General features: G+C 42.5%; 7 protein-coding genes and 4 rRNA genes. 2 read left to right on the top strand and 9 right to left on the bottom strand.

From position 1 onward, the window contains the following. Positions 1-56: 56 nt before the first annotated feature. The 7 genes from MHB58_RS00325 to MHB58_RS00295 all read right to left on the bottom strand — a co-directional run bounded on the left by MHB58_RS00325 (position 57) and on the right by MHB58_RS00295 (position 8,598). Positions 57-497 (bottom strand): YaaR family protein, encoded by a 441-nt coding sequence (locus MHB58_RS00325; protein WP_008408313.1) that lies wholly within the window; start codon positions 495-497, stop codon positions 57-59. Positions 498-633: 136 nt separating this feature from the next. Beyond that, positions 634-963, bottom strand: coding sequence for a cyclic-di-AMP receptor (locus tag MHB58_RS00320; RefSeq protein WP_008408314.1), 330 nt, complete (start codon positions 961-963; stop codon positions 634-636). A 199-nt stretch (positions 964-1,162) separates the two neighbouring features. Next, positions 1,163-1,792: a dTMP kinase gene (gene tmk / locus MHB58_RS00315; RefSeq protein ID WP_014822310.1), complete on the bottom strand. Its 630-nt coding sequence runs from the start codon at positions 1,790-1,792 to the stop codon at positions 1,163-1,165. 19 nt (positions 1,793-1,811) lie between these two features. Beyond that, positions 1,812-3,236: an aminotransferase class I/II-fold pyridoxal phosphate-dependent enzyme gene (locus tag MHB58_RS00310; protein ID WP_081483466.1), complete on the bottom strand. Its 1,425-nt coding sequence runs from the start codon at positions 3,234-3,236 to the stop codon at positions 1,812-1,814. A 343-nt stretch (positions 3,237-3,579) separates the two neighbouring features. Beyond that, positions 3,580-3,695: ribosomal RNA gene (rrf, locus tag MHB58_RS00305) — 5S ribosomal RNA — on the bottom strand. A 183-nt stretch (positions 3,696-3,878) separates the two neighbouring features. Continuing rightward, positions 3,879-6,807: ribosomal RNA gene (locus MHB58_RS00300) — 23S ribosomal RNA — on the bottom strand. A 234-nt stretch (positions 6,808-7,041) separates the two neighbouring features. Continuing rightward, positions 7,042-8,598 (bottom strand): 16S ribosomal RNA (locus tag MHB58_RS00295). Together the 16S, 23S and 5S rRNA genes form the textbook arrangement of a ribosomal RNA operon. A gap of 634 nt (positions 8,599-9,232) precedes the next feature. Between MHB58_RS00295 and MHB58_RS00290 the strand changes: the two genes are divergently transcribed. Beyond that, complete coding sequence (locus tag MHB58_RS00290; RefSeq protein ID WP_008409044.1) at positions 9,233-9,421, top strand: hypothetical protein; 189 nt, start codon at positions 9,233-9,235, stop codon at positions 9,419-9,421. 244 nt (positions 9,422-9,665) lie between these two features. Here MHB58_RS00290 and MHB58_RS00285 read toward each other — a convergent pair whose 3' ends face one another. Continuing rightward, positions 9,666-10,016 carry a hypothetical protein gene (locus tag MHB58_RS00285; protein ID WP_340734492.1) on the bottom strand — a complete coding sequence of 117 codons (351 nt, stop codon included), beginning with the start codon at positions 10,014-10,016 and terminating at the stop codon, positions 9,666-9,668. A gap of 127 nt (positions 10,017-10,143) precedes the next feature. Between MHB58_RS00285 and MHB58_RS00280 the strand changes: the two genes are divergently transcribed. After that, entirely contained in the window at positions 10,144-11,076 is a 933-nt protein-coding gene (locus MHB58_RS00280) for a DNA primase (protein WP_340734491.1), read from the top strand. Positions 11,077-11,466: 390 nt separating this feature from the next. Here the strand turns inward: MHB58_RS00280 and rrf (MHB58_RS00275) are convergent. Continuing rightward, positions 11,467-11,582 (bottom strand): 5S ribosomal RNA (gene rrf / locus MHB58_RS00275). Positions 11,583-11,702 lie beyond the last annotated feature (120 nt).

Below are 11,702 nucleotides of genomic sequence, written 5' to 3'. Positions count from 1 at the left end.
ATATTCTGCTTGGAAAAATGCCCGTGTCTAGTGCACAACAAAGACACGGGCATTTTTCACATATACAGATTTATTAAAAGTCCCTTAATCTCGCCAATTTTCGCCAATAACTCAATAGACTCTTTTTCTTCATTTAGAATATCTTCTGCCAATTCGACAAGACGCTCATCAATTGTTTCGACAATTTTTAAGCGGCGCCCTTCTCCAAAACGGTTCCATGTATGTGATTGCTTCATCTCAAGCCCATAATCTACTGCTTCCTGTAAAAAACGTTTCACAAGCATTTTAAAACGAGCTAATTCACGTAAATTCCGTGATCGTGCTACTCGGTCACCCGCTGTAGAAATATCACCCATTAATCTCGTGAGTTGCTCTGACTGCATTTTCGACTCTTGCTTTACAATCATGTCACCAAAGCGATTCCCGTTTTGATTTGCCGGACGCAAATCATTGCGATTCGCATTCAAATTTGTTCGGAGATCTTGATTAATCTTCATTTACCATTCGCCTCCAAAAAAATAACGCCCCACTATACTTACTATCGAACTCGGTTTTATGCGCGCAATAATGATGGCTGCGTGAATTTAACATTACCGATTGGGGCTTTAATTTCCTTCAGTCTTTTGAAAGAAATTAAAAATGGTGGAATTGTTCGATTGGTAATACAAATACAATCGCTCCTCCAACTTCAACTTCTACAGGGTACGGGATATAAGAATCTGCGTTCCCTCCCATTGGCGATACAGGAGCAACCATTTGCTCGCGTGATCGACAGTTTTCACGAATAATCTCTAATAACCTTGGAATTAAAGAATCATCTGTACCTATTAAAAATGTCGTGTTTCCCGATCGTAAAAATCCACCTGTACTCGCTAATTTTGTCGCACGATAGTTGTTTTTCGTTAATGCATTCGATAAGCGGTTGCTATCTTGATCTTGCACTACTGCTACTACTAACTTCATCCGTACTCACCCCTTCATTGAATTGGTTCCTCTATTATATCATCAATTACGCCTCGGTGTAATTGTGTCCAGATTTTTTTTGAGTTTACTCAAAAAATTTCTATTAAAAAATCTGTGACATCTGCCATAGGCTTATTTTTATTCAGCGGGTGTTCTAGAAACCCGCTGAATAAAAATAAAAGGTACACTTCATTTACTTTTACCCTAATAACGGATTTAAAATCCCCCACACTTCTTCAATCACCTGTTCAAGAGCCTGGTCTGCATTCACCATTTTAAAGCGCTCCGGGTAACGTCTTATTGCTTCCTCGTACCCTTCATATACTTTTTGATGGAATGCCAAACCTTCAGCGTCTAATCGGTTAATTTCATCACTACGTGTCGCATGAATACGCGCTAACCCTCTTTCCGGTGCAATATTAAAGAAAATAGTTACATCCGGCAGACGCTTTCCTATCGCAAATTCATTAATAGAAAGTACATCATCGACTCCGATTTCCCGTGCATAGCCCTGATATGCCAATGAGGAGTCAATAAACCGATCGCATAATACATGCTTTCCTTCTTCCAATGCAGGCACAATTTTTTCATAGAAATGCTGTGCACGTGCTGCAGCATATAATAATGCCTCTGTCCGCTCATGCATTTCCGTATGTGCCGGGTCTAAAATAATCGTCCGAATTTTCTCGGCGATTTCAATCCCGCCTGGTTCACGTGTTAGTAAAGCCTCAATACGCTCTTCTTTTAAACGCTCCCCAATTGCCTTTAGTACACTTGTTTTACCGGCACCTTCCCCGCCTTCAAACGTAATAAATAAATTCCTTTGCATTTTTATATTCTCCCTGCATCTATATTATGACTTGTATTAGTTTTTCCTGTAATCGGTGATCTCCCTGGAACAGTGCACCGATAGCGAGCAGCTCTTCCAACTGACCAATTTGTGCTTCCGTAATTTTCTCACCTTGGACCAGTAATGGAATTCCCGGTGGATACGGAATAATTGTATTAGCTGCAATTCGCCCGATAGTCAGCTTGTATGGAGTCCACTCTTTTTCTGCCTGCTCTATTTCCTCAAAGCTATATTCCGGTTGCGTAATTGCTATCGTCTCAAAGCTTTCTGTATCATCTATATATTCATTGCTTTCGCAGAGTTTTAAATGAGTATTTGCCTCTTTCATACGGTTACATAAATTCGTAATCGAATAACAATCTCCTTGCTTCAATAACGGTAAAATTAAAAGCACTTGTTTTGCATCTGCCAACTCAACATACACATGCATTTTTTCCAATGCCTCTTTTAATTGAAAACCTGTGTAACCAGGGGCACGTACTAATAGTTTTAATGAATCACTCACTTCAATAACCTTTAAATTCGTTAAAGTTGTCAATGATTCAATAAATTGCAGACGCTTCTCCATAAGATACGCATAGTCAGCTGGCGTATAGTTGGCTACATAACTTCTTGCATCATCAAGGGAAGCTAAAAGTAAATACGATGGACTACTCGATTGTAACATACGTAAATAACGGTTTACTTTCTGTTCGCTTACTAATGATGATTTCATATGTAAAAAGGAAGCCATTGTCATAGCGGGTAATGTTTTATGGGCTGACTGGACGACAATGTCTGCACCTAGCTCAAGGGCCGAAGCGGGGAGATCCTCCGATACGGTTAAATGGGCCCCATGTGCCTCATCAACTAGAACAGGAATATGATACTCATGGCATAATTCAATTTGCTCTGCAAAATCAACTGCTGTCACCCCATAATAAGTCGGATACGTAAAGATAGCGGCCTTGGCATGCGGATAAGTTGCTATCGCTTGCTCTAATGTATCCAAATCAATACAACCCGCAGTCTGACTTTTTATATCCCACTTTGGTGAAACATATACAGGTTTCACCCCAACAAGTTCCAATGCATGAAAAATAGATTTGTGTGCATTTCTTTGAACAAGTACAGTATCTCCTTTTTCACAAGTTGCATAGATCATTGCTAAGTTCCCAACTGTGGAACCATTTACTAAAAAGAAACTCCGATTTGCCCCATATGTAGTTGCGAGGAGTTGCTCTGCCTGTTGAATGGCTTCTTCTGGATGATGGAAGTCATCTAAACCTGTCAGTTCAGTTACATCATATTTTAATGCCTGTTTTATTTCATCAGGCAAATTCGACAGCAACCCATTTTTATGTCCAGGCACATGAAAAGATTGCGGCTCATCCGCAACAAACTTTTTTAATGCTTGAACAATTGGTCGATTACTATTCACCATATTCACCTCATTTTCCATTGTTCCTCTATTATAAGACGTCTCGACCTCTCAAACCACCATTGGCGTTAGAAATGAAAAACTAGCTAACATTGATCATTAGCTAGTCATAAAACATATATTGGTTACTTAATAAATTTTTAAACAAACTACTATCTTTTCTATAACAATATCTACATTCGTCACTGCATTTAGACTTTGGCACTTCATATGTCTATGTTCAATTATCAAAAGTTTCTTTGCTCTCGGTCTTTGTACTTGCTTGAATTTGCATACTCATGGTTACAGCGCATACAGATTTTAAGTAAACAAAAAACCCACTGATTCCTCAGCGGGTTTGCGTTGTGCGAAGCGACGTCCTACTCTCACAGGGGGAAGCCCCCAACTACCATCGGCGCTAAAGAGCTTAACTTCCGTGTTCGGTATGGGAACGGGTGTGACCTCTTTGCCATCATCACTTCACTATTTTCGGCTTCCAATTCACGGCGCTATCCTTCGTCAACTTCCCTCGTTCTTTCAGTCACGTACTTAAGTACGCTCCTTCAATCACTCAGTCGTTTCCTCGACTAGCTTGTGTCTTGAAACCCTTAGAAAGATCATTCTTTCAAAACTGGATAAACGTTTCATTGAATTGAGCAATAAAATGTGGTTAAGTCCTCGACCGATTAGTATTCGTCAGCTGCATGCGTCACCGCACTTCCACCTCGAACCTATCTACCTGATCGTCTTTCAGGGGTCTTACTTACTTGCGTAATGGGAAATCTCATCTTGAGGGGGGCTTCATGCTTAGATGCTTTCAGCACTTATCCCGTCCATACATAGCTACCCAGCGATGCCTTTGGCAAGACAACTGGTACACCAGCGGTATGTCCATCCCGGTCCTCTCGTACTAAGGACAGCTCCTCTCAAATTTCCTACGCCCACGACGGATAGGGACCGAACTGTCTCACGACGTTCTGAACCCAGCTCGCGTACCGCTTTAATGGGCGAACAGCCCAACCCTTGGGACCGACTACAGCCCCAGGATGCGATGAGCCGACATCGAGGTGCCAAACCTCCCCGTCGATGTGGACTCTTGGGGGAGATAAGCCTGTTATCCCCGGGGTAGCTTTTATCCGTTGAGCGATGGCCCTTCCATGCGGAACCACCGGATCACTAAGCCCGTCTTTCGACCCTGCTCGACTTGTAGGTCTCGCAGTCAAGCTCCCTTATGCCTTTACACTCTACGAATGATTTCCAACCATTCTGAGGGAACCTTTGGGCGCCTCCGTTACTCTTTAGGAGGCGACCGCCCCAGTCAAACTGTCCGCCTGACACTGTCTCCTACCCCGCTAAGGGGCATGGGTTAGAAGTTCAATACAACCAGGGTAGTATCCCACCGACGCCTCCTTCGAAGCTGGCGCTCCGAGATCTCTGGCTCCTACCTATCCTGTACAAGTTGTACCAAAATTCAATATCAGGCTACAGTAAAGCTCCACGGGGTCTTTCCGTCCTGTCGCGGGTAACCTGCATCTTCACAGGTACTATAATTTCACCGAGTCTCTCGTTGAGACAGTGCCCAGATCGTTACGCCTTTCGTGCGGGTCGGAACTTACCCGACAAGGAATTTCGCTACCTTAGGACCGTTATAGTTACGGCCGCCGTTTACTGGGGCTTCAATTCACAGCTTCGCTTGCGCTAACCGCTCCTCTTAACCTTCCAGCACCGGGCAGGCGTCAGCCCCTATACGTCACCTTACGGTTTTGCAGAGACCTGTGTTTTTGCTAAACAGTCGCCTGGGCCTATTCACTGCGGCTTCTCTAGGCTATGCACCCAAAGAAGCACCCCTTCTCCCGAAGTTACGGGGTCATTTTGCCGAGTTCCTTAACGAGAGTTCTCTCGCACACCTTAGGATTCTCTCCTCGACTACCTGTGTCGGTTTGCGGTACGGGCACCTCTCACCTCGATAGAGGCTTTTCTTGGCAGTGTGAAATCAGGAACTTCGCTCATACGAGCTCGTCATCACAGCTCAACGTTATAGTATGCGGATTTGCCTACATACACGCCTTACTGCTTGAACACGCGCAACCAACGGCGTGCTTACCCTATCCTACTGCGTCCCCCCATTTCTCAAACGGTGAGGAGGTGGTACAGGAATATCAACCTGTTGTCCATCGCCTACGCCTATCGGCCTCGGCTTAGGTCCCGACTAACCCTGAGCGGACGAGCCTTCCTCAGGAAACCTTAGTCATACGGTGCATGGGATTCTCACCCATGTTTCGCTACTCATACCGGCATTCTCACTTCTAACCGCTCCACCAGTCCTTCCGGTCTGACTTCAACGCTGTTAGAACGCTCTCCTACCACGCATACTCAAAGTATGCATCCACAGCTTCGGTGAATCGTTTAGCCCCGATACATTTTCGGCGCAGCGTCACTCGACCAGTGAGCTATTACGCACTCTTTAAATGATGGCTGCTTCTAAGCCAACATCCTGGTTGTCTAAGCAACGCCACATCCTTTTCCACTTAACGATTACTTGGGGACCTTAGCTGGTGGTCTGGGCTGTTTCCCTCTTGACTACGGATCTTATCACTCGCAGTCTGACTCCCGTGTATAAATATCCGGCATTCGGAGTTTGTCTGAATTCGGTAAAGCGAGATGCCCCCCTAGTCCAAACAGTGCTCTACCTCCGGTATTCTCAATCACGAGGCTAGCCCTAAAGCTATTTCGGAGAGAACCAGCTATCTCCAGGTTCGATTGGAATTTCTCCGCTACCCACACCTCATCCCCGCACTTTTCAACGTGCGTGGGTTCGGGCCTCCAGTGAGTGTTACCTCACCTTCACCCTGGACATGGGTAGATCACCTGGTTTCGGGTCTACGACCACGTACTAATTCGCCCTATTCAGACTCGCTTTCGCTGCGGCTCCGTCTTCTCAACTTAACCTCGCACGTAATCGTAACTCGCCGGTTCATTCTACAAAAGGCACGCTATCACCCATTAACGGGCTCTAACTACTTGTAGGCACACGGTTTCAGGATCTATTTCACTCCCCTTCCGGGGTGCTTTTCACCTTTCCCTCACGGTACTGGTTCACTATCGGTCACTAGGTAGTATTTAGCCTTGGGAGATGGTCCTCCCGGATTCCGACGGAATTTCACGTGTTCCGCCGTACTCAGGATCCACTCTGGAGGGAATAAACTTTTGACTACAGGGCTTTTACCTTGTTTCGCGGACCTTTCCAAGTCGCTTCGTCTAATTCATTCTTTTGTAACTCCGTATAGAGTGTCCTACAACCCCAAAGAGCAAGCTCTTTGGTTTGGGCTCTTCCCGTTTCGCTCGCCGCTACTCAGGGAATCGAATTTTCTTTCTGTTCCTGCAGGTACTTAGATGTTTCAGTTCCCTGCGTCTGTCTTCAACACGCTATGAATTCACGTGAAGATACTATCCGATTAAAGATAGTGGGTTCCCCCATTCGGAAATCCCCGGATCAAAGCTTACTTACAGCTCCCCGAGGCATATCGGTGTTAGTGCCGTCCTTCATCGACTCCTAGTGCCAAGGCATCCACCGTGCGCCCTTATTAACTTAACCAAAAGTTAACACTTAGATCAGAGATCTAAGATTTAAGTTTACACGTCAATTGCTTGACTTGTTTAAAAATCTATAAAATAGAAATTTGATTTATTGCTTTCAATGTCGTTTTATCCAGTTTTCAAAGAACGAAGTGTTTTGAAGTATTTCATTCATTTAAGAATGAACCTTCAAAACTGAACAGCAAACGTTAATGTTTCATTCCCCGAAGGAATGATTCCGAAAAATCCTTAGAAAGGAGGTGATCCAGCCGCACCTTCCGATACGGCTACCTTGTTACGACTTCACCCCAATCATCTATCCCACCTTCGGCGGCTGGCTCCATAAAGGTTACCTCACCGACTTCGGGTGTTACAAACTCTCGTGGTGTGACGGGCGGTGTGTACAAGGCCCGGGAACGTATTCACCGCGGCATGCTGATCCGCGATTACTAGCGATTCCGGCTTCATGTAGGCGAGTTGCAGCCTACAATCCGAACTGAGAACGGTTTTATCGGATTAGCTCCCCCTCGCGGGTTGGCAACCGTTTGTACCGTCCATTGTAGCACGTGTGTAGCCCAGGTCATAAGGGGCATGATGATTTGACGTCATCCCCACCTTCCTCCGGTTTATCACCGGCAGTCTCCTTAGAGTGCCCAACTGAATGATGGCAACTAAGAATAAGGGTTGCGCTCGTTGCGGGACTTAACCCAACATCTCACGACACGAGCTGACGACAACCATGCACCACCTGTCACCGTTGCCCCCGAAGGGGAAACTATGTCTCCATAGTGGTCACCGGGATGTCAAGACCTGGTAAGGTTCTTCGCGTTGCTTCGAATTAAACCACATGCTCCACCGCTTGTGCGGGCCCCCGTCAATTCCTTTGAGTTTCAGTCTTGCGACCGTACTCCCCAGGCGGAGTGCTTAATGCGTTAGCTGCAGCACTGAGGGGCGGAAACCCCCCAACACTTAGCACTCATCGTTTACGGCGTGGACTACCAGGGTATCTAATCCTGTTTGCTCCCCACGCTTTCGCGCCTCAGTGTCAGTTACAGACCAGACAGTCGCCTTCGCCACTGGTGTTCCTCCAAATCTCTACGCATTTCACCGCTACACTTGGAATTCCACTATCCTCTTCTGCACTCAAGTTCCCCAGTTTCCAATGACCCTCCCCGGTTGAGCCGGGGGCTTTCACATCAGACTTAAGGAACCACCTGCGCGCGCTTTACGCCCAATAATTCCGGACAACGCTTGCCACCTACGTATTACCGCGGCTGCTGGCACGTAGTTAGCCGTGGCTTTCTAACAAGGTACCGTCAAGGTAGCGCCAGTTACTACGCTACTTGTTCTTCCCTTGCAACAGAGTTTTACGAACCGAAATCCTTCTTCACTCACGCGGCGTTGCTCCATCAGACTTTCGTCCATTGTGGAAGATTCCCTACTGCTGCCTCCCGTAGGAGTCTGGGCCGTGTCTCAGTCCCAGTGTGGCCGATCACCCTCTCAGGTCGGCTACGCATCGTTGCCTTGGTGAGCCGTTACCTCACCAACTAGCTAATGCGCCGCGGGTCCATCTTATAGTGACAGCCGAAACCGTCTTTCAACTTTCAAACATGTGTTAAAAAGTATTATTCGGTATTAGCCCCGGTTTCCCGGAGTTATCCCAATCTATAAGGTAGGTTACCCACGTGTTACTCACCCGTCCGCCGCTAAAATTTTAAAGGTGCAAGCACCAATAAAATTTCCGCTCGACTTGCATGTATTAGGCACGCCGCCAGCGTTCGTCCTGAGCCAGGATCAAACTCTCCATAAAAGTAGTTTGAAAGCTCATTTGCTTTGCTAGCGATCCAACTTCGTTAGAAGTTGAAATCTATTGTTTGCTTCATTTAAGAAGCTTGTTTCATTAACGTTGCTTGTTCAGTTTTCAAGGTTCATTGCGTCGCTTAAGTGACAACTTTTATATCTTACCATTCTACGAATGTTATGTCAACATTTATTTTAAAATGTTTTTTCGATATTCGTTGTCGTCGTTGCGACTTATAATAATATATCATGATATTATTCACTTAGCAATAGTTTTTTATAACTTTTTTTGATTTTATATATTTAATATACAAGTTTTGCTTTGCTAACGTCAAATAAGCCAGTCTTAGTATAATAATGTACTTCTCCGTACAGTAATGAAAAGTAGAGCAAATCACTTTCTTCAGTATTCTCCTTTTATTTTATATATATAAAGATTCGTGGTGCTACTGCTGTTATATAGTATAAATACTAAAACTATACCTCTAAAGAGAACCGTCGACTAGCCACCGTACATAAAATGTTTCCTATGTTCCTAACTTTAAATTAAGTAGTAAAAAATATATTAACACCCTAATATTGGAACTTTTTTTACAGAAGGTACGTATATAATTTATACTTACGTAAATAAGGAGGAAATTAATATGACATTTAATGAAGAAAGAAAATGTAGACATTGTGGAAGTTCTGAATTTGATGAAGCGACAGACTATATATTACTGAGAAAAAGTAAAGTTTCGTTTGTTGGATCTGAAAAGGTTTATACTTTTTGTATAAGCTGTGGGGAAGTTCAATCAATTCGCCTCACTAATCCCAACGTTTTTAAGAAGTGAAAGTAAAAGAGGTATTTCTAAAATGTTTAGAAATACCTCTTAATATTTTATTTAATTTACCTTCATACAAGCCAATGCCCTTTCAAATCCCTCAATATCGTTAAAAGGACTTCTCGTACTAATATTTCCAAAAAGATTACTGCACGCTTCTATTAATATTTAATCTCTTCTTCTGAATATCCAAGCTACTCTTAACATTGTCCGAGATAATAATAAAAATTCCATACATACGTCATATTTCATTTTAAATCGATTCAGCGATACCTTCTATTGCTTGCTTGATCTTAATTGCATCATTATAAAAACCCATATCATATTTCATTTTTACTTTATTAAATATAACTTTCAATTTAAAGGTCTTGGGTTCAAACATAAAATAGCTATCTAAAATAGTTACATCAATTTTATTATAATAGAACAACGTCTTACTATATTCTTTTTTTATAGAATATAAAACTGCCAATGAATCTTGTATACGTGATAATAAATAATTTTTATTCAACTCATAATCTGGTGTCTCTTGAGATAGCTTTGTTATTTGCTTTATAGCCTCATCAAGTATCACCTTTTTATGTAATAGCCACTTAAAGTGCATCTTTTCCTCTCTCTTTTTTTAAAATTAGGTATAAAACGGCACTGTTAAGAATAGAAAAAAGTAGAGAAGTAAATTTAGTTGCTGCAAAGAATAGAAAAATTCCCCGTAGAACAGGAGAGAAAAAAAGATGGAACAAACGATTTCGATAGAGAAACGTATTAAAGAAATTTTTGCAGATGACCCGCTTTATTTAGTTATTAAAGAAACACCGACTGAACAATTCTTTTTATCGGAAACTTATTTGTCCAACCTCATTGAGAAAAAATACTATTCCACACCTGAAGTAGCCAGCTGGTTTAATGTCACTGATGCACAGATACGTTACTATATTAAACCGTTTGAAGAATATCTTTTTGATGATGAAGCGTCAAATCCTACTACAGCATCTGTTATTCGTTTAGACTTTAAGGCCGTTATAAAACTGCGTATGATTTTACTGTTAAAGGACGAATACCGTGTAAAAGGGTTAAAGCAGCTATTACGTATTAATAAAGATGGCCACATTATCAAAAAAAGAACTCCTTCCTCAACAGAAGTAGGAATGCCCGATAATATTGAGTACAGACTCAATGCCATGAGCCAAGCACTTGAGCAAATTATGAAAACAGGTTTGTTTAAAATGGAACAAGATGAAGAGAGCCAGCAAATGCAGCTAAGTTTGAACTATGATTTCTTTAAACAGGAGATCAAAGCCCTCCCTCCGGAACATTCACAAGAATTGACGGAGATCCAAGTGGCTACAAAAAAACTTGAACAGGAAAATACCGAATTGAAAAAGAAAGTCGAGGAAATAATGGCTTCCAATAAAGAGGATATTGCTATTCGAATTAGAGAAAAGGCAATCGAACAAATTGTGCTCAACCGTTTGCAAAATGAAGCAGTACAGCAGTATTCGCAACAAAGAAAAATAACCCTTTTCCAGAAACTTTTCCGTTCTGCGCAAATGGAAGTAGATAAGAAGCTGTATATCGCAGCTTATATCGAAGAAAAGTTTCCAAAACAATTAACCCAGGCACTACTTGAATACCATGAACAATCTATAAGTTACCAAAATGAATAATCTAAACGCTTCCTTCCATAAGGGAGCGTTTTTACTTTGAAAATGACATTTATATAAGTTTTATATTAAAAATATAATCTATGTGTGTAATTAATAAATTACAAAGAAAAATTATTTCCATTACTATTCCCCGTATTCTCTAAGGTTTCTTATTTCAGCGAAATTTGAGAAAAAATGAATGCTGATAATTTTATTTTCTCTCTCAGGGAAATCACGGACTAATTTATATAGAGAACTAGGTGGGGAAAAGTTTATAAACGGAACCTCGGATTATAAAAGGAATTCATATCCCACACGATTCTCGATGTTAAATATTAAAATGAACAAGTCAAATTCCTATTTAATTTAAACGACAAAAAACCCACTGATTACTCAGCGGGTTTGCGTTGTGCGAAGCGACGTCCTACTCTCACAGGGGGAAGCCCCCAACTACCATCGGCGCTAAAGAGCTTAACTTCCGTGTTCGGTATGGGAACGGGTGTGACCTCTTTGCCATCATCACTTCACTATTTTCGGCTTCCAATACACGGCGCTATCCTTCGTCAACTTCCTTCGTTCTTTCAGTCACGTACTTAAGTACGCTCCTTCAATCACTCAGTCGTTTCCTCGACTAGCTTGTATCTTGA

Origin of the sequence: Solibacillus sp. FSL K6-1554 (assembly GCF_038005185.1) — a bacterium.
GTDB lineage: Bacteria > Bacillota > Bacilli > Bacillales_A > Planococcaceae > Solibacillus > Solibacillus silvestris.
This window is presented reverse-complemented; position numbering and strand designations above follow the sequence as displayed.

What these genes read in the sequence shown, in the direction of transcription:
- MHB58_RS00325 (WP_008408313.1), bottom strand. Translation starts at nt 497, where the DNA reads ATGAAGATTAATCAAGATCTCCGAACAAATTTGAATGCGAATCGCAAT.
- MHB58_RS00320 (WP_008408314.1), bottom strand. Translation starts at nt 963, where the DNA reads ATGAAGTTAGTAGTAGCAGTAGTGCAAGATCAAGATAGCAACCGCTTA.
- tmk (WP_014822310.1), bottom strand. Translation starts at nt 1,792, where the DNA reads ATGCAAAGGAATTTATTTATTACGTTTGAAGGCGGGGAAGGTGCCGGT.
- MHB58_RS00310 (WP_081483466.1), bottom strand. Translation starts at nt 3,236, where the DNA reads ATGGTGAATAGTAATCGACCAATTGTTCAAGCATTAAAAAAGTTTGTT.
- MHB58_RS00290 (WP_008409044.1), top strand. Translation starts at nt 9,233, where the DNA reads ATGACATTTAATGAAGAAAGAAAATGTAGACATTGTGGAAGTTCTGAA.
- MHB58_RS00285 (WP_340734492.1), bottom strand. Translation starts at nt 10,016, where the DNA reads ATGCACTTTAAGTGGCTATTACATAAAAAGGTGATACTTGATGAGGCT.
- MHB58_RS00280 (WP_340734491.1), top strand. Translation starts at nt 10,144, where the DNA reads ATGGAACAAACGATTTCGATAGAGAAACGTATTAAAGAAATTTTTGCA.